A 21788-nucleotide genomic window follows, 5' to 3' on the forward strand; every position below is an offset into this window, starting at 1 on the left:
ATGTCGGTCAGATCGGGGGCCAGGGGACGGCGGGCCAGCCCTCCGACGGGTAGGGGTGCACCCCGGTGTCGAGCAGCCGCCGCACCCGCTGCCAGGTGGCCTCCACCTCGGCGAGCGTGAGCAGCTCGCGCAGCCGCCGGCCGAGCGTGCCCGACTCCAGGTCGCGCTCCAGCTTGGCCAGCACCGCGACGGCCTCGCGGGAGAGGGGCTTGCCGCGCCACTGCCACAGCACGGTGCGCAGTTTGTCCTCCACGGAGAAGCACACGCCGTGGTCGACGCCGTAGACGTGGCCCGTGGGCAGCGGCAGCAGGTGGCCGCCCTTGCGGTCGGCGTTGTTGACCACCGCGTCGAAGACCGCCATCCGCCGCACGACGGGGTTGCGGCTCTTGACCAGGCGCATGAGGTCGATCTCGCGCTCGGTGTCGATCCAGAGCTGGCACATGCCGGGGCCGAACGGGCCCTCGCGGTAGACGGTGGGCGGCACGATGCGCCACCCGGTGGCCTGGGAGACCTCGTAGGCGGCCACCTCGCGGGCGGCGAGCGTGCCGTCGGGGAAGTCCCACAGGGGGCGCTCGCCGCGCACCGGCTTGTAGACGCACGCCGCCGTGCGCTCGCCCAGCGTGACCGAGCAGTAGAGCGTCATGTTGGTGGCCTCGACCAGGCGGCCCGCCACCTCAAGCCGGCCGTCGCGCAGCAGCGCGAGGGCCTCCTCCTCGTTCATGCCCGGCGGATTGGACGGCTTGACGGCCGGTTCGCTCTCCGGAGCGGTCATGAAGCCGCCTCACCCCCGCGATATCCGTTGAGGCGGACGCAGACGTGCCCCGCGGCGTCGAGCGGCTGCCCGCACAGGGGACACGGCGGCCGGCCCGCCGAGACGATCTGCAACGCCCGTTTGGTGAACGCGCGCGCGGCGCCCGCGCTGATCCGCACCCGGAGCACCGCGGGATCGGGGCCGTCGAGATCCTCCTCGTCGACGACCTCCTGCGCCTCTATCACCACCTGCGACCGCTCGGCGTCCCACGCCAGCGCCATCGTGCCGACCCGGAAGTCCTCCGCCAGGGGCACGTCGAGCGGGGCGTCGTCGGTCAGGTCGGCCGGCGCCACCGCGGGCACGTGGGCGGTGCCCCCGCTGAGCCTCAGCACCTCGTCGAGGAGCTCGTCGAGCCGGCCGGCGAGCGCCGCGACCTGCAGTTTCTCCAGCGCCACCGTGGTCAGTCTGCCCTCGGCCCTGGCCTGCAGATAGAAGACCCGCGCGCCCGGCTGCCCCAGGGCGCCTGCGACGAACCTCTCCGGTGGGTCGTAGTCGAAGACCGGCATAGCCTGACCTTACGTGGTTCCGGGTCCACCGCCGACGGCGGCATCGCTCCCGGTGTGATTTTCTCCCCCGTCTTTCTCCTCCGAATCCTCGGGAAGCCGCAATTCCCCCATATCGTTGAGCCTGAGAACAAAGGGACGCAAGGGTGCATAGCGAATGACGGTGAGGGCCGCCGGATCAGCCGTTATCCGCTGAAACTGATCAAGATGCAGCCCCAGAGCGTCGGCGACGATCGACTTGATCACGTCGCCGTGGCTGCAGACGAGGTAGACAGCCTTCTCCCCCAGGTGATGATTCCACTCCCGGACCGCCGTGACGGCCCGGTGCTGCATGGCCGCCACCGACTCCCCGCCGGGGAACGCCGCCGCGCTCGGATGGGCCTGCACGACCTGCCACAGCGGCTCCTTGGCGAGCTCCTTCAGCGGCCGGCCGGTCCACTCGCCGTAGCCGCACTCGATGAAACGTTCATCGGTCCGCACAGGGAGGTCGCGGCCCGCGGCGACCGCCGCGGCCGTCTCCTGGCAGCGTTCGAGCGGGCTGGAGACGATGGCGTCGAGCCGGACGCCGGCGATGCGCCCCGCGAGCGCCTCGGCCTGGGCCCGCCCCGCCTCGCTCAGCCGCACGCCCGGAGTCCGGCCGGCCAGCACCGGGCCGGTGAGGTCCGTCAGCCCGTGGCGGGCCAGAAGCAGCGTGGTCACCCGGCAAGTGTCGCAGCTCTCGATCACAGTGTCGAAACCGGCGTCGAAACCGGCGTCGAGGCCGGGAACGCGGCGTCGAGGCCGGGAACGCGGCCGGGGCCGGGCGCCGGGGAAAGGCCGCCGGGGAAGGCGCGTCCGTGCCGTGCGCGGCGTCTATCAGGACGTCGCGGCCACCCGGGCGGTAACCTGGCGGGATCATGGAGCAGCGCTATGTCGGCCGCAGCGGCCTGTCGGTGTCCCGGCTGGGGCTCGGCACGATGACCTGGGGTCGTGACACCGACGCGGACGAGGCGGCCGCCCAGCTCCGCACGTTCCTCGACGCCGGGGGCACGCTGGTGGACACCGCCGACGTCTACACCGGCGGCGACGCCGAGCGGCTCCTCGGCAGGCTGCTGCGCGAGTCGGCGCCCCGCTCGGAGCTCGTGATCTCCACGAAGGCCGTGGTGACCCCCAACGGGCGCCGCCCGCGCGACGCCTCCCGGCGCCATCTCATCGCCGCGGTCGACGACTCGCTCAACCGCCTCGGGCTCGACTACGTCGACCTGTGGCAGCTCCACACGTACGACGAGGAGGTGCCGCTGGAGGAGACGCTGGCCGCGCTCGACGCGATCGTCTCCTCCGGCCGCGCGGTCTACGCCGGCGTGTGCGACTACACCGGCTGGCAGCTCGCCGCCGCCGCGGTCACCCAGAAGTCGATCCCCGGCCGCATCCCGATCACCTCGGCGCAGGCCGAGTACAGCCTGCTGGCCCGCGAGCCGGAGCGCGAGCTGCTGCCCGCCGCGGCGCACCTGGGGGTCGGGGTGCTGGCCTGGTCCCCGCTCGGCCGGGGCGTGCTGACCGGGAAGTACCGCACCGGCATCCCGGCCGACTCGCGCGCCGCGACGCCGCACTTCGCCGACTTCGTCCGCCCCTACCTCGACGAGCGCTCGCGCGCGGTGGTGGAGGCGGTGATGACCGCGGCGGACGGGCTCGGCGTCTCGCCGCTGGCCGTGGCGCTGTCGTGGGTGCGCGACCAGCCGGGCGTGGCCTCGGCGATCGTGGGGGCGCGTACGCATGCGCAGCTCAAGGGCGTGCTCCCGGCCGAGGAGGTGGTGCTCCCGATCGAGATCCGGGAGGCCCTGGACGACGTGTCGTCGCTCGACTGACCCGCGACCGGCGGGAACAAGAAGCTCTCTCGCGTATCACTAGTCGATACCGAATCGCAACTTCCTCTGCCGAACACGTGCGCCCGCGGGCGGCGTCCATCAAGATTTTCCTCGTAAGCGACGCAGGAGGGGACGGATGGGGAGCAGAACCGCGATCTCGGCCGGAGTTCTCGCGGTGGCACTGGTGGCCGTCCCCGGGGCGGCGCCCGCCGTGGCGGCGACGGCCGGCGCCCAGGACTGCACGCGGGACGGGGGGCTGCTGTCGGGGGTGACCAACACCCTGTGCGACGTGGTGGGCACGCTCACGGGCACCGTGGACGCGCTCACGGGCGGCGTCACCGACCCGGTGACCCGGCCCGTGGAGAAGACCACCGACGAGCTGCTCGGCCGGGTCGGCGAGGTCGTGCCGACCGGGCGGCCGACCGGCTCAGGTAACGCCGCGTCGCCCTCGCCGGACGCCACCCGCACGGCGAGGTCCCACGGCCAGGAGGACGACGGGTGCGACACGCCGGTCGCCTGCGCCGGCGAGCCGGTCCCGCGGTCCGGCACGACCACCTCGGCGCCGCCGCAGCGCGAACGTCCGTCCCAGCCCTCGGAGAAGAAGAAGCCGGCCGCCACGGCGACCACCTCGCCGACCTCCGGGCCGGCCGTCCCCGCCGTGACCGCCTCGCCTCCGTGGAGCGCCCGCCCGCGCCCCGCCGATGACGACGCCCGCGAGGAGAACGAGGAGAGCTCCCGCTCCACCGCCGATCCCGAGGAGCCCCGGGTGGAGCTGCTGTGGCCCAACCCGTTCGCCCGCGAGCTGACCGTGCCGCTCCAGGACCAGCGGGTGGTGCGGCCCACTCCCCCGGCCTCCGACGTGCTCGGCACCGTGCTGACGATCGCGCTGCTCGGCTCGGCGGTGCTGGCCACGCGCATCGTGCAGCAGCGGCGGCAGCGCACCGAGCCGGTCGAGTCGATCCCGTTCGAGCCGGCCCGCGTGGGCGGCGGCAGCCGCCAGCGCCTCGCCTGACGCGGGGCCCCGGCGGCCGTCGGTGACAGCGGCGCGGGTCAGCCGCCGACGGCGTGGACGCCGCCGTCGACGTGCACGATCTCGCCCGTGGTGGCGGGGAACCAGTCGGACATCAGCGCCACGCAGGCGCGGGCGGCCGGCACCGTGTCGGCGAGGTCCCACCCGAGGGGGGCCCGGTCCGGCCAGCTGTCCTCGAACTCCTTGAAACCCGGGATCGACTTGGCGGCCATCGTGCGCAGCGGGCCGGCCGCCACGAGGTTGACCCGGATGCCGTGCTTGCCGAGGTCGCGGGCGAGGTAGCGGTTGCACGACTCCAGGCCGGCCTTGGCCACGCCCATCCAGTCGTAGACCGGCCACGCCTTGGAGGCGTCGAAGTCGAGGCCGACCACCGCGCCGCCCTCCTTCATGAGCGGCAGGCAGGCCACGGCCAGCGACTTGTAGGAGTACGTCGAGATCTGCACCGCCGTGGAGACGTCCTCCCACGGCGTGTTGAGGAAGTTGCCGCCGAGCGCGGTCTGCGGGGCGAAGGCGATCGAGTGCACCACGCCGTCGAGGCCGTCGACGTGCTCGCCGACCCGGTCGGCCAGCGTGTCGAGGTGCTCGGTGTTCTGGACGTCGAGCTCCAGCACCGGCGGCGTGCTGGGCAGCCGCTTCGCGATGCGCTCCACCAGGCTGAGCCGCCCGAACCCGGTCAGCACGACCGTCGCGCCCTCCTCCTGGGCCAGCTTGGCGACCGAGAAGGCGATCGAGGCGTCGGTGAGCACGCCCGTCACGAGGATCCGCTTGCCGTCGAGAATGCCCACGTCAGTGCCCCATTCCAAGTCCGCCGTCGACCGGGATCACGGCTCCGGTGATGTAGGAGGCGTCGTCGCTCGCCAGGAAGCGGACGACGCGCGCGATCTCCTCGGGGGCCGCCTGCCTGCCGAGGGGGATGTTGGCCACGATCTTGTCCTGGTCGAGCCCCGAGGTCATGTCGGTGGCGACGAAACCGGGCGAGACCACGTTGACCGTGATGTTGCGGGAGCCGTACTCGCGGGCCAGGGAGCGGGCGAAGCCGACCAGGCCCGCCTTGGAGGCCGCGTAGTTGGCCTGGCCCGCCTGTCCTGACAGGCCTATGACGGAGGAGATGAGCACGATGCGACCGCGCTTGAGCTTCATCATGGGCCGGATGGCGCGCTTGGCGACGCGGTAGGCGCCGGTGAGGTTGGTGTCGATGACGTCGGTGAAGGTGTCCTCCTTCATCATCGCCAGCAGCGTGTCCTTGGTGATGCCCGCGTTGGAGACGAGCACCTCGACCGGGCCCTGCTCGGCCTCGACCTTGTCGAAGGCGGCCTCGACGTCGTCGGTGCTGGTGACGTCGCAGCGCACGCCGAACAGGCCCTCGGGAGGCTCCCCCGATCGATAGGTGACCGCGACGGCGTCGCCTGCCGCGGCGAGTTCACGGGCGATCGCGAGGCCGATGCCTCGGTTGCCCCCGGTGACGAGTACAGAGCGTGCCATGACACCAGACGCTATCCCCTACCGGCCGGTATCCGGTTGTCCGGGTGAGACAAGATCGCAGGGTTAGGATCGTGGACATGCGCCAGATCGATGCCGATTTCCTGGAGCTGCCGCTTCGGCAGCTCGCGGACGCCGCCCTGCAACGCGCTCGCGACCTCGGCGCCGAGCACGCCGACTTCCGTCTCGAACGCGTCCGCGCCGAGACGCTGAGCCTCTACGACGCCCGCCTGGAGGGCGCCATGGACGCCGACGACCTCGGCTACGCGGTGCGCGTCGTCAAGGGCGGCACGTGGGGGTTCGCCGCCGGGATCCACCTCACCCCGGAGGCCGCGGCGCGGGTCGCCGAGCAGGCGGTGCGGGTGGCGGAGGTGTCGGCGCCGATCAACAGGGAGCCGATCGAGCTGGCGCCCGAGCCGGTGCACGCCGAGGCGGTGTGGGTGTCGTCCTACGAGGTGGACCCGTTCGAGGTGCCGTCGGCCGACAAGGTGGCCCTGCTGGCCGACTGGTCGGCGGGCCTGCTCAAGGGGGCCGACCACGTCTCGGCGCGGCTGCTGCAGGTCAAGGAGCAGAAGTTCTACGCCGACACGGCCGGCACGGTGACCACGCAGCAGCGGGTGCGGCTGCATCCCCGGCTCAACGCCATGAAGGCGGGCGAGAGCGGCTTCGACGACATGTCGACGATCGCGCCGCCGGTCGGGCGCGGCTACGAATACCTGACGGGCACCGGCTGGGACTGGCAGGGCGAGCTGGCCCGGCTGCCCGAGCTGCTGGCCGAGAAGCTCGCCGCCCCGTCGGTCGAGGCGGGCGACCACGACCTCGTGATCGACCCGTCCAACCTGTGGCTGACCATCCACGAGTCGATCGGCCACGCCACCGAGCTCGACCGGGCGCTCGGCTACGAGGCGGCCTACGCGGGCACCAGCTTCGCCACCTTCGACCAGCTCGGCGAGCTGGTCTACGGCTCGCCGCTGATGAACGTCACCGGCGACCGCACCGTCACCCACGGCCTGGCCACCGTCGGCTACGACGACGAGGGCGTGCGGGGGCAGAGCTTCGACATCGTCAAGGACGGCATCCTCGTCGGCTACCAGCTCGACCGGCGGATGGCGCTGATGAAGGGGTTCGGGCGCTCCAACGGGTGCGCCTTCGCCGACTCGCCCGGGCACATGCCGATCCAGCGCATGGCCAACGTCTCGCTGCAGCCCGCGCCGGACGGGCCGGGCACCGACGAGCTGATCGCCGGGGTCGAGCGGGGCATCTACATCGTCGGCGACAAGAGCTGGTCGATCGACATGCAGCGCTACAACTTCCAGTTCACCGGCCAGCGGGCCTACCGCATCGCGCACGGCAAGCTGGCGGGGCAGGTCAGGGACTTCGCCTACCAGGCGACGACGACGGACTTCTGGCAGTCGATGGAGGCGGTGGGCGGGCCGGGCACGTACGTGCTGGGCGGCGCGTTCAACTGCGGCAAGGGCCAGCCCGGGCAAGTCGCCCCGGTCAGCCACGGATGTCCGTCCGCGCTGTTCAGGGGCGTGCGGATCCTCAACACCGTGCAGGAGGGCGGGAAGTGACTCCCCAGGAGATGGTGGAAAGGGCCCTGGCGCTCTCCACGAACGACGGCTGCGTGGTGCTCGTGGACGAGGGGTCCACGGCCAACCTGCGCTTCGCGGGCAACACGCTGACCACCAACGGCGTGGCGCGCTCGTCCCGGCTCACGGTGATCTCGATCGCGGGCGACCGGGCCGGCGTGGTGTCGCGGGCGGCGGTGCGCGAGGAGCAGCTCGCCGATGTCGTGGCGGCGGCCGACGCGGCGGCCAGGGACGCCAGGCCCGCCGAGGACGCGCGCCCGCTCGTCGAGGCGGGCCCCGCCTCCGCCCACTGGGACGAGGACGTGCGGCCCACCGACATCGGGGTGTTCGAGGCGTTCGCGCCCGCGCTCGGGGAGGCGTTCGCGACGGCCGAGGCGGGCGGCAGGAGGCTCTACGGCTTCGCCGAGCACCGGATGACCTCGACGTTCCTCGGCACGTCCACGGGCGTGCGGCTGCGGCACGACCAGCCGACCGGCCGCCTGGAGCTCAACGCCAAGTCGGGCGACCTCAAGCGGTCGGCCTGGACCGGCGTGTCCACGCAGGACTTCACGGACGTCGACGTGGCCGCGCTCGGCGCGTCGCTGGCCCAGCGGCTGGAGTGGGCGAAGAACCGGGTGGACCTGCCGGCGGGCCGCTACGAGACGCTGCTGCCGCCGAGCGCCGTGGCCGACCTGATGATCTACCTGTTCTGGTCGGCGGGGGCGCGCGACGCGCTGGACGGGCGGTCGGTGTTCGCCAGGCCCGGCGGGGGAACCCGCGTGGGCGAGCGGCTCGGCACGCTGCCGGTGACGCTGTCGAGCGATCCGGGCGCGGAGGGCATCGCGTGCGCGCCGTTCGTGACGGCGCACGCCTCCAGCAGGCAGAGCTCGGTCTTCGACAACGGGCTGCCGCTGGGGCCGACCGACTGGATCAGGGACGGGCGGCTGGAGGCGCTGCACCAGACGCGCTACTCGGCCGAGCTGAGCGGGCTGCCGGTGACGCCGGCCGTCGACAACCTGATCCTGCGCGGGCCCGGCGGCGGGCCGTCGCCGTCGCTGGAGGAGATGATCGCGGGCACGCGGCACGGGCTGCTGCTCACCTGCCTGTGGTACATCCGGGAGGTCGATCCCCAGACGCTGCTCGTCACCGGGCTGACCCGTGACGGCGTCTACCTCGTGGAGCACGGCGAGGTCGTGGGCGAGGTCAACAATTTCCGCTTCAACGAGAGCCCCGTCGACCTGCTCGGCCGCATCTCCGAGGTCGGCGCGGAGGGGCGGACGCTGCCGCGCGAGTGGAACGACTACTTCCAGCGGACGATCATGCCCGCCGTCCGGGTGCCCGACTTCAACATGTCCACGGTGAGCCAGGCGAGCTGAGCCCCAGGGGCCGGACGGCCGCCGCCCCCGGCCCTGCCGGGCCGTGGGCGGCGCTCAGCGTGCCGCTCAGGCGTCCTCCAGGCGGAAGCCGACCTTCATGCCCACCTGGAAGTGGGCGACCTCCCCCGCGTCGATGTGGCCGCGGATCTCCGTCACCTCGAACCAGTCCAGGTGCCGCAGCGTCTCCGAGGCCCGCCTGATCCCGTTGCGGATGGCCTGGTCGACGCTCTCTCCCGAGGTCCCGACGATCTCGGTGACCCGGTACGTTCGATCCGACATATCCCTCTCCTCCTTACCCCAAGGCCATGATCGCATGACCCCCTCCGCCGCCCCGGTCCGCCGTCGCGAGCACGCAGCCCGAGGTCTACCGTGGAAGGTATGAAGCGGTGGCGCAGAAACCCGGACGTCCACCAGGTCACGGACGCCAAACCGTCGCTGACGGCGGACATCCACCGGCGTGAGGTGAGATACCTCGTCCAGATGGGCATCCGCACGGTCTGCCTGGTCCTCGCGGTGGTGGTGCCCGTGCCGTGGCCGTTCAGGCTGCTGTTCATCGCCGGCGCCGTGTTTTTGCCATACATAGCGGTAATCGGGGCCAATGAGAGGGGCGAACCTGCCCCGCCCCCGGCCTTTCAGGACCCTGAGGCTAACCAAAGCGAGATACCGCTGCATCGACGCGAGATCGGGTCGTGACTAAGTCTTGACGCATCCCATGGGTTGTAGGTGTACGCTTTAGCCAAGCGCTCCGGTCCCCCGTCGGAGCGCTGGTGCCGGCGTTCCGGGCCCCCGTCGGAACGCCGATGAAGCGATGCCGGGTGGTTTGCCCCCGTAACCACCCGGCATCGCCCTTTTCCTGGACAAACCCGCATCGGCGGATGATCTAGAACGGCGGCGCCGGGGCGGTCCGATAGGGCTGCTTTCCCGAAATCGTTTTCACTCCCGCCTGTCCCGTTATTCACAGGAAATCTTCAGGCGGGAGCGGGCTTGACTTCAAGAGTTCGTTCGAGTGTCAGCCATCTGTCAGCGTCCCGCCGGCCGCCGCCGGCCAGTTCTTCGCCAAAGTGGTCAGTTTGGCGACGGCGTCCTCCGGGGCGGTGCCCGCTCCCTGAGCCAGCCCCAGCAGGTACGCCGTCAGCGGCGCGGCCGGCCGGGCCACGCCGTGGGCGACCTCCTTGGTGAGGTCGAGGATCTGGTCGCGGTCCACGGCGGCCGGGTCGATGCCCAGCTCCTCGCAGGCCAGGGCCGTCCATTCGTTGAGCACGTGCATGTGAGCCTCCTCAAGGTCGTCGGTCGTGTCGCAGTCGAACCAGGGGCGCCCTGGCGGCGTCAGGCGCGCGCCGACCAGGGGGGCCAGCAGGCCGCGGAGCGAGCGGCCGGCGTAACCGGCGAGCGCGCTCCTCAGCTCGGTGACCGGCCAGACGCCCGCCAGCCATTGTTCCCGCCCGCCGTCGTCCACCATCACCGCGCCCGCGCCCGGCGGGGCGGCCTCCAGCAGCGCCCTCACGTGCGCCTCCGTCAGGAACGGCAGATCTCCGGCGAGCAGCGCCACCCAGGGAGCGGTGACGTGCGCCAGACCGGCGGCGAGGGCGGGGACGGGCCCGCCGCCCGGCGGGTCCTCGCGCGCGAACCGGACGCCGGGGAGGGGACGCTCAGGACCGACCACGATCGTGCGGCGGGCGCCGGACGCGGCGGCGACGACGTTCGCGACGAGCGACCGGCCGCCGACGGTGATGCCCGGCTTGTCCCGCCCGCCGAGCCGCCTCGCCTCTCCCCCGGCCAGCACCACCGCGTCGAAGCCCGTGCCCGGGGCCGCCAGGGACGGCCCCGGCGCCTCGGACGGCTCCCCGCCGCCTGAGCCCCGTCCGGAGGCGGCGGGCGGCGGGCCCGCGGTGGGCACGGTGTCAGCCGCCGATGGCGGACATCGGGCGGGAGGGCTGGAGGAAGGACGGGTCGTCGATGCCATGGCCGGCGCGTTTGCGGGCGACCGCGGCCCGCCACCGCGCCGCGAGCTCCTCGTCGGTGGCGCCGGCCCGCAGCGCCGACTTGAGGTCGGACTCCTCGGTCGCGAACAGGCAGTTGCGGACCTGGCCGTCGGCGGTCAGCCGGACGCGGTCGCAGGCGCCGCAGAACGGGCGGGTGACCGAGCCGATGACGCCGACCCGCGCGGGCCCGCCACCGACCAGGAAGCGCTCGGCGGGCGCGCTGCCCCGCTCCTCCTGGTCGTCCGGCGTCAGGTCGAACGCCTCCGACAGCAGGCCGAGGATCTCGTCTGCGGTGACCATGGCCTCGCGGCTCCAGCCGTGCTGCGCGTCGAGCGGCATCTGCTCGATGAAGCGCAGTTCGTAGCCCTGCTCCAGCGACCAGCGCAGCAGCGGGACCGCCTCGTGCTCGTTGACGCCGCGCATGAGCACCGCGTTGATCTTGACCGGGCGGAGCCCAGCGCGGTCGGCGGCGGCGAGGCCGGCGATGACGTCGGCGTGCCGGTCGCGGTGGGCGAGGCGCTTGAACGTGGCGGCGTCGAGGGTGTCGAGGGAGACGTTGACGCGGTCGAGCCCGGCGGCGGCCAGCGGCTCGGCCAGGCGGGCGAGGCCGATGCCGTTGGTGGTCAGCGAGATCTGCGGGCGGGGCTCCAGCGCGGCCGTGCGGGCCACGATGTCGACCAGCTCGCGCCGCAGCAGCGGCTCGCCTCCGGTGTAGCGGACCTCGGTGACGCCCAGGCGCTCGACGCCGACGCCCACCAGGCGGACGATCTCGTCGGCGGTGAGGAGCTGGGCGCTCGGCAGCCAGTCGAGACCTTCGGGAGGCATGCAGTAGGTGCAGCGCAGGTTGCACTTGTCCGTGAGGGACACCCGAAGATCCGTCGCCACCCGTCCGAACGAGTCTCGCAACACGGGGCGTCACCTCCAGTTCGATCGCCAGGGAGCCAGCCTACGACGTGGTTCCGGCCATACTCAAAACCACCTTGTCACCGCACGACAACATTCGCGGCTTCGGCCTGATTCCGGCCTGGAACGCCGGACGCCCGGCCGATTGCGCGATGCCGGGCGTCCGGAGTGGTGAGGGCCGCGCCTCAGTGGTGGTGGCGGCGGCCGATCACCTTGACGTAGTCGGTGGCCTCCGACGGCTCCAGGTACCTGGCGCCCTCGAAGACGGCGCGCCAGGTACCGGACGTACGGGCCGGGACGCGGGTGTGGAAGTTGCCGTCGCGGCCGGTCCTGACCGTCTCGACGTACTCCCACTTGCCGGTGCCGTTCGGGCGGAAGAGGATCACGATCCGCTTCCAGGCCAGGCGGTGCCAGCGCTCCTGCTTCTTGCAGGTGTCGGAGTGGAGCACCTGCACGAACCCGCTGATGTAGTCCTCCTCGCACTGCACCGACAGCTTGCCGTCGAGGCGGATCGGCTTGCCGCGCCAGGCGGGCTCGGGGTTGGCGTCGAGCGCCAGGCTCGTGTTGCCGCCGACGAAGTCCGGGTCCGGCTCGTCCGCGAACGCGGGCGTGGCCGCGGTGGCGAGCACCGTGGCGCCCAGGGCGGCCGCCGCCAGACCGGCTGCGATTCGTCGCATCTTCATGATTCCTTCCCCGTCACGTACGCGCCCCGAAGCGGGACACGTCAACCATTGACTCGTAAAGGTCAAGAAAAGTTGCGGCAAAGGAGATCACAGTTCGGCAACAAGCGCCCTATGGGGCGATTCGTCGGGATCTGGAGGTGGTTGAGGCGTAGTGGCCGGTTCCTGGGAAGCGGACGCGCCAGTAGCCCTTCGTCCGGCCCCCGACCGTGGTCTCGAAGCCGCCCGCGGCGTCCGTGACGGTCTCGCCGACGCGCTGCCACGCGGAGGTCAGGTCCGGACGCCACAGGACCTCCAGGCGCTGCCCGCCGAACGGGCCGTAGTCGGTCAGGCCGCGCGGGTCGACGCGGGTCAGCGAGCCGCGTACGCGGACCGAGCCGCCGCCGGACCCGGACTTCTCCGCGTGGAGGGGCGACAGGCGGGTCGCGCGGCGGAACTGGAAGGCGGCGTACTCGGTGACGGTCCTGCCGCCCTTGCCGCGGGCGGTGGCGGTCACCGTCCAGGCGCCGGTCGGGTAGTAGCGGCTGAGCTTCTTGTCGGGAAGGAAGCGCCAGGTCTCCCAGCCGTCGGCCGGCCGCCGCGCGCCCTGCCCCGGCACGACGGCGCGGGCGCGCGGGAGGCCGCCGCCCATGTGCGTCCCCGCGCCCGCGTGCCCGGCGGAGGGCTGGAACGGGATGGGACGCTGGAGCGGGACAGAGCGCTGGAGCAAGGCGGGACGCTGGAGCGGGACAGAGCGCTGGAGCAACGCGGGATGTTCGAGCGGGACGGGGTGCTGGAAACGGGCCGCGGCATGGCCCGTGGGCAGGCCCGCCGGGCGGAGCGCGGGGGCCAGGGCCGGGGTCGGCCGTGGCGCGGGAGCGGTCGCGTCGGGCGTCGTCGGCGGGTCGTCCAGCGCCGGCGGCTCTTCTGGATCGTCCAGCTCAGGCGGCCCGCCTGGGAACCCCGGCTCCGTCGGCCCGCCTGGGGATCCTGGCTTCACCGGCCCGCCTGGGGACCCTGGCTTCACCGGCCCGGCCGGGGAGTCCGGTTGGGTCGGGTCGGTCGGGGACTGGGGTTCGGGTGGTTCGGCGGGGGTGTGGACGGTGGGCGGCTCGGCGGGCAACGGCTTGGAGGCCAGGACCGGGCCGGGCGGAGCGCCGGGCTCGACCTCGACGGTGACGCCGTTCCTGCCCCGCGTCCCCTTGGCGATCACGTCGATCACCAGGCGGACGGATCCGCGCGGGCCGGCGACCGGCTCGGCGGGCCGCACGTCGATGGCGCGGATGACGGGCCCGTCCTCGGCGGAGGACGGAGGCGAGAACGGAGCGGCGGGCAGAGCCGCCCCGGGCACGGCGCCGACGGTGGACGCGGCGGCAGTGGACAAAGCGGTGGTGGACACGGCGGTGGTAGACGCGGTCGCGGTGGCGGTGGACGCGGACGCGGGAGCCACGAGCGTCCCCGCCGCGAGCGAGGCGAGTAGCAGTCCTCTGGTCATGACCGAGACGGTAGGAACCGCCCGGTCATGGCCAAACCCTCGACACACGCCTCGATGGGCAAAGCCCGGGAAAGACGGGATCAGCCGGCGTAGAGACCCTCGATGACGTCGGCGTACTTGGTGTGGATGATCCGCCTCTTGAGCTTGAGGCTGGGGGTGAGCTCCTCGGTCTCGGCGGTCCACTCGGTGCCGAGCAGCGCCCACTTCTTCACCTGCTGCACCCGGGCGAGCTTGGTGTTGGCGGCCTCGACGGCGGCCTCCACCTCCTTGAGCACGTCGGGGTGCTCGGCGAGCTCGGCGAGCGAGCCGTAGGTGATGTCGCGGGCCTGCGCCCAGCCGGGCGCGACCTCGGCGTCGAGGGTGAGGACGGCGACGGGGTAGGGCCGCCGGTCGCCGTAGGCGAGCGCCTGGCCGATGAGCGGGTGCTGCTTGAGGTGGTTCTCGATCTCGGCCGGGGAGATGTTCTCGCCGCCGGCGGTGATGATGAGCTCCTTCTTGCGGTCCACGACGCGGTAGAAGCCGTCGTCGTCCACGCTGCCGATGTCGCCGGTGTGCAGCCAGCCGTCGGCGTCGATGAGCTCGGCGGTGGCCTCGGCGCGGTTGAGGTAGCCGCGGGTGTTGAGCGGGCTGCGGGTGAGCAGTTCGCCGTCCTCGGCGATGCGGACCTCGACGCCGGGCTCGGCCCTGCCGACGGTGCCGAGGCGGTAGCAGGCGGGGCTGTTGCCGGTGAAGGCGCCGGTGGTCTCGGTCATGCCGTACACGTCGATGACCTTGAGGCCGAGGCCGGCGTAGAAGTTCTGCACCTCGGGCGGGAGGGGGGCGGCGCCGGTGGCGGTCCACTCGGCGCGGTCGAAGCCGATCATGCCGCGGATGAGCCCTAACAGGGCGGCGTCGGCCTTCTCGTACGCCGCCTGGATCTCGGGCGTGACGGTGTGGCCGTACTGGCCGGCCTCGACGTACGCGCGCCCGGCGGCCATGGCCTCGCGCACCGCGGCCTGCTGCTCCTCGGGCTGGCCGGCGAGCACGGCGAGGAGGCGGGCCATCATCTTCTCCCACACGCGCGGCACCCCGAAGAACATCATCGGCCGGACCTGCCCCAGCGTGGCGCCGAGGTTGGCGAGGTCGGTGCAGAAGTAGACGTGGGACGCCTTCACCAGCGGCAGGTAGAGGCTGAGGATGCGCTCGGCGATGTGGGCGTAGGTGAGGTAGGAGATCTGGGTGCCGAGCGTCGGCAGCGAGGTGAGCCGGTCGGTGGCGGCGACCTCGTAGAAGACGTTGGAGTGGGTGAGCGGGACGCCCTTGGGCATCCCGGTGGTGCCGGAGGTGTAGAGGACGGTGACGACGTCGTCGGCGGTGACGGCGCGCAGGCGCTCCTCGACGGCGGCGGGGGCGGCGGCGAGCCGGGCGCGGCCGAGCTCCAGGAAGTCCGTCCAGGCCATGAAGCGCTCGTCGTCGCCGGGGGCGCCCTCCAGCATGATGATCTTCTGCAGGCCGCCGAGGCGGTCGAGCACCGGCTGCCAGCGGGCCAGCTCGGCGGGGCCGCCGAGGACGGCGAAGCGGGCGCCGACGTCGCCGGCGACGAACTCGATCTGCTCGGGCGCGAACGTCCCGTAGATCGTGCAGCCCACTCCCCCGGCGTGCACGGCGCCGAGGTCGGCGAGGACGTGCTCGCTGCGGTTGACCATCATGACCGCGACGGACTCGCCGCGCTCCAGGCCGAGGGCGGCGAAGCCGGCCGCGATCTCCAGGACGCGCTGCCTGGCCTCGGCGTAGGTGAGCGTGCGCCATTCCTCGCCGGAGTCGGGGTCGCCGGGGTCGGAGTAGGCGGGTGCGTCGGGGTGCCGCTCGGCCAGTTCGGCGAGCTGCCCGCAGACGGTACGGCCGGCGATCTGCTGCTCGATCTCGGCCCGGACCTCGAGGACTTCGGCCATGGCGCGCCTCCAGTCAGTATTCACTTGCATGAATGGCTTGCATCGCACCACACCGGCCGGACAGCGGCAAGACCTTGCGGAGGAAGAACGGCATCTCTGACGTAGAGTGATGGATCGGGTGCGATCAGTCACGTTGGGGGCGGGGCGATGCGGGGCAGCGGCAGGACGTTCTTCGGTCATCCGTGGGGCCTGGCGACGCTCTTCGGCACCGAGATGTGGGAGCGGTTCAGCTGGTACGGCCTGCGCGCGATCCTCTACACGTTCATGGTCGCCTCGCCGGTCCGCCAGGGGCTGGGCCTGTCCCCGGAGACGGCGCAGGCGGTCGTCGGCGTCTACGGCGCGCTCATCTACCTGGTGGCGCTGCCGGGCGGGTGGGTGGCCGACCGGATTCTCGGGGCGCGCAGGTCGGTGTTCTGGGGCGGTTTCGTCATCATGCTGGGGCACATCAGCATGGCGATCCCGGTGACGACGCCGGCCTTCGTCTGGCTCGGCCTGCTGCTGATCATCGCGGGCACGGGGCTGCTCAAGCCGAACATCTCGGTCATGGTGGGCCGGCTCTACTCGGAGGACGAGGACGGTCGCCGCGACGCCGGGTTCTCGCTGTTCTACCTCGGCATCAACCTGGGGGCGTTCTTCGCACCGATCGTGGTCGGCTGGCTGGCCACCGGCGACCGCTGGCACCTCGGCTTCAGCGCGGCGGCCGTCGGCATGGCGCTCGGCCTGATCCAGTACGTGTGGGGCAGGCGCGCGCTGCGCGGCGTCGGCGAGCGCCCCGGCCTGCGGCTGTCGCCCGCCGAGCGGCGCCGTTTCGGCCGCCTCGCGGGTCTGGCCGCCGCCGTGGTCGTGGTCGCGCTGGCGCTCTGGGCGGCGAGCGGCACGCTCACGGTCGACCGGCTGACGATCGCGATCACCGTGGTCATCCTCGTCGTGCCGGTCGTCTACTTCTCGTACATCATGATGGGCGGCCACGACCTGTCGCAGGAGGAGCGGGACCGGATGAAGGCCTACATCTGGCTCTTCGTGGCCGCGGCCATCTTCTGGATGATCTACGACCTGGCGCCGAGCAAGCTGCTGGCCTTCGCCGCCGACCACACCGACCTGTCGCTGTTCGGGATCCGCATCCAGCCGGCCACGACGCAGTCGTTCAACCCGCTGCTCATCATGATCTTCGTCCCGGTGTTCGCGGCGCTCTGGGTCAAGCTGGGCACGCGGGTGAGCACGCCGCAGAAGTTCGGCTTCGCGCTGGTCATGGTGGGGCTGAGCTTCGTGGTCATGGCGGTGGCGGCGGGGCTGGCCGAGTCCGGGCGGGTGTCGGTGTGGTGGCTGGTGCTGGTGTACGCGATCCAGGTGTTCGGCGAGCTGTCGCTCAGCCCCGTCGGGCTGTCGGTGACGACGAAGCTGGCGCCGGAGGCGTTCAAGGCGCAGATGCTCGGCGTGTGGTTCATCGCGGTGTCGGTGGGCGACGCGGTCGGCGGGCAGACGGGACGGCTGGGCGCGGTGCTGTCGGAGCCCGCCTACTACCTGGTGCTGGCGCTCATGGCGATCGTGGCGGGGCTGGCGCTGTTCATGTTCGCGCGGCGGCTGCGGGTGCTGATGGCCGAGCACTACCACGCGGAGGCCCTTCCCTCCTCGATCCGGTAGAAATCCAACGTGTCGCAAATCCTGGATCTTGTCGGTATTTTCGTCTTCGCACTGTCCGGCGCGCTGATGGGCGTGCGGAAACGGCTGGACGCGGTGGGCATGCTGGTGCTGGCCGCGATGACCGCCCTCGGCGGCGGCGTGGTCCGCGACCTCATACTCAACGTGCGGCCGATCGCGTTCCAGAGCCTCGGCTACATCCTGGTGCCGGTGGCCGCCACGGTGATCGTCTTCTTCTGGCACCCGCACGTGGCCAGGGTGATGCCGGCCATCCTGGTGCTGGACGCGGCCGGGCTCGGGCTGTTCTGCGCGGTCGGCACCGAGAAGGCCCTGGAGTACGGCCTCAACCCGCTGCACGCCGCCCTGCTGGGAGTGGTCACGGCGGTCGGCGGCGGCATGCTGCGGGACGTGCTGGCCGGGGAGATCCCGACCCTGCTCTACGACCGCCAGCTCTACGCGGTCCCGGCGATGCTCGGGTCGGGCGTGATGGCGGCGCTGTCGTCGTCCGGGCTGCACGGCTGGCCCGCCACCCTCGCCGCGGCGCTGCTGGCCTTCGGGCTGCGCATCACGGCCATGCGGTTCAACTGGCGCTTCCCCGTCGCCAGGGGCGTCGCCGAGTGAGCGGGCGGCTCACACCATCGCGATGAGCGCGTCGGGGACGGGGACGAGCGCGGGGCCGAGCGGGCCGTGCTCGCGGGCGGCGCGCAGGCGGACGACGGCCTCGGCCAGCGCCTGGGGCGGCAGGGTGAACGGCAGCCGCAGGTAGCCCTCCAGCGTGCCCTCCAGCCCGAACCAGGGGCCGGGCGCGAGCCGGACGCCGTGCCCGGCGGCGGCCTCGGCGATCCGGGTCGCGGCGTCGCCGTTCAGCCGGACCCAGAGCGAGCCGCCGCCGCGCGGCACCGTGAACGTCCACCCGGGCAGGTGCTCGCGCAGCCCCGCGACCAGCGCGGCGCGCGAGGCGCGCAGGGCGCGGCGGCGTTCGGCGCGGGTCTCCTCCAGCCGGTCGAACAGCCGCGCCACGACGAGTTGCTCCAGCACGGGGCAGGCGATGTCGACGGCCGAGCGGTGCAGGGCGAGGCGGCGGGCCAGCGCCGCGGTGGTGCGGACCCAGCCGACCCGGAGCCCGCCCCACCACAGCTTGGACGCCGACCCGACGCTGATCACCCGGCTGTCGGTGTCGAACGCGGCCATCGGCGAGGTGGCCGGCACCTCGTCCAGCGCCAGCTCCTGCCAGGTCTCGTCGATGAGCAGCAGCGTGTCGTGCCGCCGGGCCGCGGCGGTCACGGCGGCGCGGGTGGCGTCGTCCATGAGGGCGCCGGTCGGGTTCTGGAAGTCGGGCATGAGGTAGGCGAGGCGGGCCCCTGACTGCCGCATCGCGCCCGTGAGCAGGTCGGGCCGCCAGCCCTCGTGGGAGATGCCGACCGGGGCGATGCGGGCGCCCCGCTGCCGGGCCGCGTCGATCGCGTGCGGGTAGGTCGGCGACTCCACCACCACCGCGTCCCCCGGCCCGGCGAGCAGCCCGAGCACGATGTGGAGGGCGTGCTGGGAGCCGGTGGTGACGATGATCTGCTCGGGCCGGGTGGCGACGCCGCGGGCGGTGTAGCGGGCGGCGATCCGCTCGCGCAGCAGCGGCAGGCCCATGGGGTCGTAGCCGTTGCCCATGGCGTGGCGCGGCAGGTCCTCGACCACCTCCAGCATCGCCTCGCGCAGCGCGGCGGGCGCCGGCGGGGCCGCGCTCTGGAGCTGGATGAGGCCGTCGCCGCCGGTGCTGAGCCACGGGTTCTCGGCTGTGGAGGCCGGGTCGGGCAGCGCGGTCCAGCTCCCCGAGCCCTGGCGGCTCTCCAGGTAGCCACGCTCACGCAGCAGGTCGTAGGCGGCGGTGACCGTGGTGCGGCTGACCCGCAGCGCCTCGGCGAGATGGCGCTCGGCGGGCATGCGGACGCGGACCGGGATCTGGCCGTCCATGATGCGGGCGCGCACGCCGTCGGCGAGCGCCCGGTAGTAGGGCCGGGCGCCGGGTTCGACGCCGGCGAGCCGGGCCACCTGGGCCGCCGAGAGATGCCGCATAGGGCCACTTTTCGCGATTGGCCCTGTTTTGGCAAGTCGAACCCTGCCACTCTGAGGCCACTATGAGTGAGAGCACCACCCTTCCCCGCCCCCGTTCCCTTCCCGCCCGGCTCACCCGCCTCCACGGCGGCCTCGCCCTGTACGGCACCGGCATCGCCCTCCAGGTGGAGTCCGGGCTCGGCAACAGCCCGTGGGACGTCTTCCACCAGGGGGTGGCCCTGCGCACCGGCGTCTCCATCGGCACCGTCATCATCGCCGTCGGCGCGCTGGTGATGCTGCTGTGGATCCCCCTGCGCCAGCGCCCCGGCATCGGCACGATCGCGAACGTCGTGTTCCTCGGCCTGTTCGCCGACGCCGCGATCGCGCTGCTGCCGACGCCGCACGCGCTCCCCCTCCAGTCCCTGTACGTGGCCGCCGGCGTCTGCGCGATCGCCCTCGCCACCGTCCTCTACATCGGCGCCGGCATGGGGCCGGGACCGCGCGACGGCATCATGACCGGGCTGACCCGGCTCGGCCTGTCGGTACGGCTCGGCCGCTTCCTCATCGAGATCACCGCCCTGACCGCGGGCTGGCTGCTCGGCGGCACCGTCGGCCTCGGCACCCTCGTGTTCGCGCTGGCCATCGGCCCGCTGACGCAGCTCTTCGCCCGCCGGTTCCCGCTTTCGTGATCGCGGGAGGTCCCGCGCGCCGAGTAGCGTCGTAGCATGCGCCTCGAGGATTACGCCCTCATCGGAGACATGCAATCGGCCGCGCTCGTGGGCAGGGACGGCTCCATCGACTGGCTGTGCATGCCCAGGTTCGACTCCCCCGCGTGCTTCTCGTCCCTGCTCGGCAGCGAGCGCAACGGGCACTGGTGGCTGGGCCCCACCGGCCGCAAGCACGCCGACCGGCGGCGGTACCGCCCGGACACGCTCATCCTGGAGAGCGAGTGGGACACCCCGACGGGCACCGTGCGGATCATCGACTTCATGCCGCCCCGCGACCGCAACCCCGACGTGGTGCGCATCGTCGAGGGCGTCACCGGCAGCGTGGAGGTCTCCACCGTGCTGCGGGTGCGCTTCGACTACGGCCGGATCGTGCCGTGGGTGCGGCGGACGAACGGGCACCTCCAGGCCATCGGCGGGCCCGACTCGGTGTGGCTGCACGCGCCGGTGCCACTCAAGGGCGGCGACTACGCGCACCGGGCCACGTTCACCGTCAAGGCGGGCGAGCGGCTGCCGTTCGTGTTCACCTGGCATCCCTCGCACGAGGAGATGCCGCCGGCGATCGACTGCGAGGAGCAGCTCGCCGAGACCGAGGCGTACTGGCGTGACTGGATGGCGCGGTGCACCTACGAGGGCCCCTACAAGGAGGCGGTGAAACGCTCGCTCATCACGCTGAAGGCGCTCACGTACGCGCCGACCGGCGGCATCGTCGCCGCCCCCACCACCTCGCTGCCCGAGGACCTCGGCGGCGTGCGCAACTGGGACTACCGCTTCTGCTGGCTGCGCGACGCCACGCTGACCCTCGACGCGCTCATCTCCAACGGCTACCTGGAGGAGGCCGCCGACTGGCGGTCGTGGCTGCTGCGGGCCATCGCCGGACGCCCCCAGGACCTGCAGATCATGTACGGCGTCGCCGGCGAGCGCCGCCTGCCCGAGCTGCGCCTCGACTGGCTCGACGGCTACGAGGACTCCCGCCCGGTCAGGATCGGCAACGAGGCGGTCCGCCAGCTCCAGCTCGACGTGTACGGCGAGGTGATGAACTGCCTGTTCGTCTCGCGCAGCCGCGGCCTCGCGCCCGACGACCGGGCCTGGACGATCCAGCGCCAGCTCCTCGACTACGTGGAGGAGCACTGGGACGAGCCCGACGAGGGCCTGTGGGAGGTGCGCGGGCCGCGCCGGCACTTCGTCCACTCCAAGGTGATGTGCTGGGCGGCGCTCGACCGGGCCGTCAAGTACGTCGAGCGCTTCGGCCGCACCGGCCCCGTCGAGAAGTGGCGCACGCTGCGCGACGTCATCCACCGGGAGATCTGCGACAAGGGCTACGACGACGCGCGCAACACCTTCACCCAGTCGTACGGGTCGTCCGAGCTGGACGCGGCGCTGCTGATGATCCCCATGGTCGGCTTCCTGCCCGCCGACGACCCCCGCGTGCTGGGCACGGTCGCCGCGATCGAGAAGCAGCTCCTGTCGGACGGCTTCGTCCTGCGCTACCCGATCGCCGAGGACAACGACGTCGACGGCCTGCCCGGCGGCGAGGGCGCCTTCCTCGCGTGCAGCTTCTGGCTGGTCGAGGTGATGGCGATGCAGGGGCGCAAGGAGGAGGCGGCGGAGCTGTTCGAGCGGCTGCTGGAGCTGCGCAACGACGTCGGGCTGCTGGCCGAGGAGTACGACCCCCGCTACGGGCGGCTGGTCGGCAACTTCCCGCAGGCCTTCAGCCACGTGCCGCTGGTGCACGCCGCCCGCGCGCTGTCGTCCCCCCTGGCCGGCGAGGCCGGCGTCACGACCGGATGAGGCC

Annotated in this window: 21 protein-coding genes; 9 read left to right on the top strand and 12 right to left on the bottom strand. The window is 72.5% G+C overall.

The genetic code is table 11. The features are described 5' to 3' along the window. Positions 1 to 7: 7 nt before the first annotated feature. The 3 genes from Nocox_RS26380 to Nocox_RS26390 are packed head-to-tail and all read right to left on the bottom strand — an operon-like array spanning position 8 to position 2013. On the bottom strand, positions 8 to 772 hold the full coding sequence (locus Nocox_RS26380) for an SCO1664 family protein (RefSeq protein WP_020547553.1): 765 nt from the start codon (positions 770 to 772) through the stop codon (positions 8 to 10). Next, positions 769 to 1317 carry a DUF3090 domain-containing protein gene (locus Nocox_RS26385; protein ID WP_020547552.1) on the bottom strand — a complete coding sequence of 183 codons (549 nt, stop codon included), beginning with the start codon at positions 1315 to 1317 and terminating at the stop codon, positions 769 to 771. Before Nocox_RS26385 ends, Nocox_RS26380 begins: the two co-directional genes overlap by 4 nt. 9 nt (positions 1318 to 1326) lie before the next feature. Beyond that, positions 1327 to 2013, bottom strand: a complete 687-nt coding sequence (locus Nocox_RS26390; RefSeq protein ID WP_020547551.1) for a histidine phosphatase family protein — start codon at positions 2011 to 2013, stop codon at positions 1327 to 1329. 197 nt (positions 2014 to 2210) lie between these two features. Between Nocox_RS26390 and Nocox_RS26395 the strand changes: the two genes are divergently transcribed. Both Nocox_RS26395 and Nocox_RS26400 read left to right on the top strand, forming a co-directional pair. Further along, on the top strand, positions 2211 to 3158 hold the full coding sequence (locus Nocox_RS26395; protein WP_020547550.1) for an aldo/keto reductase: 948 nt from the start codon (positions 2211 to 2213) through the stop codon (positions 3156 to 3158). Positions 3159 to 3294: 136 nt separating this feature from the next. Then, complete coding sequence (locus tag Nocox_RS26400) at positions 3295 to 4170, top strand: hypothetical protein (RefSeq protein ID WP_020547549.1); 876 nt, start codon at positions 3295 to 3297, stop codon at positions 4168 to 4170. A 38-nt stretch (positions 4171 to 4208) separates the two neighbouring features. On the opposite strand, the gene fabI is transcribed toward Nocox_RS26400, so the two are convergent. Further along, positions 4209 to 4973 (bottom strand): enoyl-ACP reductase FabI, encoded by a 765-nt coding sequence (gene fabI, locus Nocox_RS26405; protein ID WP_020547548.1) that lies wholly within the window; start codon positions 4971 to 4973, stop codon positions 4209 to 4211. Position 4974: 1 nt separating this feature from the next. After that, a complete protein-coding gene (locus tag Nocox_RS26410) occupies positions 4975 to 5670 on the bottom strand; it encodes a beta-ketoacyl-ACP reductase (protein WP_020547547.1) in 696 nt (231 codons plus the stop codon). Between the two features lie 77 nt (positions 5671 to 5747). On the opposite strand from Nocox_RS26410, the gene Nocox_RS26415 reads away from it, so the two are divergent. Together Nocox_RS26415 and Nocox_RS26420 are read left to right on the top strand one after the other, a co-directional pair. After that, positions 5748 to 7241 carry a TldD/PmbA family protein gene (locus Nocox_RS26415; protein ID WP_020547546.1) on the top strand — a complete coding sequence of 498 codons (1494 nt, stop codon included), beginning with the start codon at positions 5748 to 5750 and terminating at the stop codon, positions 7239 to 7241. After that, positions 7238 to 8614, top strand: a complete 1377-nt coding sequence (locus Nocox_RS26420) for a metallopeptidase TldD-related protein (protein WP_020547545.1) — start codon at positions 7238 to 7240, stop codon at positions 8612 to 8614. The genes Nocox_RS26415 and Nocox_RS26420 overlap by 4 nt, the downstream gene beginning before the upstream one ends. 66 nt (positions 8615 to 8680) lie before the next feature. Here the strand turns inward: Nocox_RS26420 and Nocox_RS26425 are convergent, their stop codons facing one another. Further along, on the bottom strand, positions 8681 to 8893 hold the full coding sequence (locus Nocox_RS26425; protein ID WP_020547544.1) for a dodecin: 213 nt from the start codon (positions 8891 to 8893) through the stop codon (positions 8681 to 8683). A gap of 99 nt (positions 8894 to 8992) precedes the next feature. Here Nocox_RS26425 and Nocox_RS26430 point away from each other — a divergent pair, with 99 nt between their 5' ends. Continuing rightward, complete coding sequence (locus Nocox_RS26430) at positions 8993 to 9307, top strand: DUF3099 domain-containing protein (RefSeq protein WP_020547543.1); 315 nt, start codon at positions 8993 to 8995, stop codon at positions 9305 to 9307. A gap of 316 nt (positions 9308 to 9623) precedes the next feature. Here Nocox_RS26430 and Nocox_RS44015 read toward each other — a convergent pair whose 3' ends face one another. The 5 genes from Nocox_RS44015 to Nocox_RS26455 all read right to left on the bottom strand — a co-directional run bounded on the left by Nocox_RS44015 (position 9624) and on the right by Nocox_RS26455 (position 15584). Further along, a complete protein-coding gene (locus Nocox_RS44015) occupies positions 9624 to 10511 on the bottom strand; it encodes an NTP transferase domain-containing protein (RefSeq protein WP_020547542.1) in 888 nt (295 codons plus the stop codon). Positions 10512 to 10515: 4 nt separating this feature from the next. Then, positions 10516 to 11505, bottom strand: coding sequence for a GTP 3',8-cyclase MoaA (moaA, locus tag Nocox_RS26440; protein ID WP_026215234.1), 990 nt, complete (start codon positions 11503 to 11505; stop codon positions 10516 to 10518). Between the two features lie 179 nt (positions 11506 to 11684). Then, positions 11685 to 12176 (bottom strand): hypothetical protein, encoded by a 492-nt coding sequence (locus Nocox_RS26445; protein WP_157383497.1) that lies wholly within the window; start codon positions 12174 to 12176, stop codon positions 11685 to 11687. 115 nt (positions 12177 to 12291) lie between these two features. Next, complete coding sequence (locus tag Nocox_RS26450) at positions 12292 to 13653, bottom strand: hypothetical protein (protein ID WP_026215233.1); 1362 nt, start codon at positions 13651 to 13653, stop codon at positions 12292 to 12294. An 80-nt stretch (positions 13654 to 13733) separates the two neighbouring features. Further along, positions 13734 to 15584 (bottom strand): AMP-dependent synthetase/ligase, encoded by a 1851-nt coding sequence (locus Nocox_RS26455; protein ID WP_020547539.1) that lies wholly within the window; start codon positions 15582 to 15584, stop codon positions 13734 to 13736. Between the two features lie 147 nt (positions 15585 to 15731). Here Nocox_RS26455 and Nocox_RS26460 point away from each other — a divergent pair, with 147 nt between their 5' ends. Together Nocox_RS26460 and Nocox_RS26465 are read left to right on the top strand one after the other, a co-directional pair. Beyond that, the gene (locus Nocox_RS26460; protein ID WP_020547538.1) at positions 15732 to 17225 is read left to right on the top strand and encodes a peptide MFS transporter; all 1494 of its coding nucleotides are present in this window, start codon (positions 15732 to 15734) and stop codon (positions 17223 to 17225) included. Positions 17226 to 17291: 66 nt separating this feature from the next. Next, complete coding sequence (locus Nocox_RS26465) at positions 17292 to 17843, top strand: trimeric intracellular cation channel family protein (RefSeq protein ID WP_246649551.1); 552 nt, start codon at positions 17292 to 17294, stop codon at positions 17841 to 17843. 9 nt (positions 17844 to 17852) lie between these two features. Here Nocox_RS26465 and yczR read toward each other — a convergent pair whose 3' ends face one another. Next, positions 17853 to 19289 carry a MocR-like transcription factor YczR gene (gene yczR / locus Nocox_RS26470; protein ID WP_020547536.1) on the bottom strand — a complete coding sequence of 479 codons (1437 nt, stop codon included), beginning with the start codon at positions 19287 to 19289 and terminating at the stop codon, positions 17853 to 17855. A gap of 62 nt (positions 19290 to 19351) precedes the next feature. On the opposite strand from yczR, the gene yczE reads away from it, so the two are divergent. After that, positions 19352 to 19957 (top strand): membrane protein YczE, encoded by a 606-nt coding sequence (gene yczE, locus Nocox_RS26475; RefSeq protein ID WP_020547535.1) that lies wholly within the window; start codon positions 19352 to 19354, stop codon positions 19955 to 19957. Between the two features lie 36 nt (positions 19958 to 19993). After that, the gene (locus Nocox_RS26480; RefSeq protein WP_020547534.1) at positions 19994 to 21784 is read left to right on the top strand and encodes a glycoside hydrolase family 15 protein; all 1791 of its coding nucleotides are present in this window, start codon (positions 19994 to 19996) and stop codon (positions 21782 to 21784) included. Positions 21785 to 21788: the final 4 nt, after the last annotated feature.

Origin of the sequence: Nonomuraea coxensis DSM 45129 (genome assembly GCF_019397265.1) — a bacterium.
Taxonomy (GTDB): Bacteria; Actinomycetota; Actinomycetes; order Streptosporangiales; family Streptosporangiaceae; genus Nonomuraea; species Nonomuraea coxensis.

Coding starts and splice junctions, on each gene's coding strand:
- Nocox_RS26385 (WP_020547552.1), bottom strand. CDS start 1,317: ATGCCGGTCTTCGACTACGACCCACCGGAGAGGTTCGTCGCAGGCGCC.
- Nocox_RS26450 (WP_026215233.1), bottom strand. CDS start 13,653: ATGACCAGAGGACTGCTACTCGCCTCGCTCGCGGCGGGGACGCTCGTG.
- Nocox_RS26400 (WP_020547549.1), top strand. CDS start 3,295: ATGGGGAGCAGAACCGCGATCTCGGCCGGAGTTCTCGCGGTGGCACTG.
- Nocox_RS26480 (WP_020547534.1), top strand. CDS start 19,994: ATGCGCCTCGAGGATTACGCCCTCATCGGAGACATGCAATCGGCCGCG.
- Nocox_RS26465 (WP_246649551.1), top strand. CDS start 17,292: ATGGGCGTGCGGAAACGGCTGGACGCGGTGGGCATGCTGGTGCTGGCC.
- yczR (WP_020547536.1), bottom strand. CDS start 19,289: ATGCGGCATCTCTCGGCGGCCCAGGTGGCCCGGCTCGCCGGCGTCGAA.
- Nocox_RS26455 (WP_020547539.1), bottom strand. CDS start 15,584: ATGGCCGAAGTCCTCGAGGTCCGGGCCGAGATCGAGCAGCAGATCGCC.
- Nocox_RS26460 (WP_020547538.1), top strand. CDS start 15,732: ATGCGGGGCAGCGGCAGGACGTTCTTCGGTCATCCGTGGGGCCTGGCG.
- Nocox_RS26430 (WP_020547543.1), top strand. CDS start 8,993: ATGAAGCGGTGGCGCAGAAACCCGGACGTCCACCAGGTCACGGACGCC.
- Nocox_RS26445 (WP_157383497.1), bottom strand. CDS start 12,176: ATGCGACGAATCGCAGCCGGTCTGGCGGCGGCCGCCCTGGGCGCCACG.
- yczE (WP_020547535.1), top strand. CDS start 19,352: ATGAGTGAGAGCACCACCCTTCCCCGCCCCCGTTCCCTTCCCGCCCGG.
- Nocox_RS26425 (WP_020547544.1), bottom strand. CDS start 8,893: ATGTCGGATCGAACGTACCGGGTCACCGAGATCGTCGGGACCTCGGGA.
- Nocox_RS26380 (WP_020547553.1), bottom strand. CDS start 772: ATGACCGCTCCGGAGAGCGAACCGGCCGTCAAGCCGTCCAATCCGCCG.
- Nocox_RS26395 (WP_020547550.1), top strand. CDS start 2,211: ATGGAGCAGCGCTATGTCGGCCGCAGCGGCCTGTCGGTGTCCCGGCTG.
- Nocox_RS26410 (WP_020547547.1), bottom strand. CDS start 5,670: ATGGCACGCTCTGTACTCGTCACCGGGGGCAACCGAGGCATCGGCCTC.
- Nocox_RS26415 (WP_020547546.1), top strand. CDS start 5,748: ATGCGCCAGATCGATGCCGATTTCCTGGAGCTGCCGCTTCGGCAGCTC.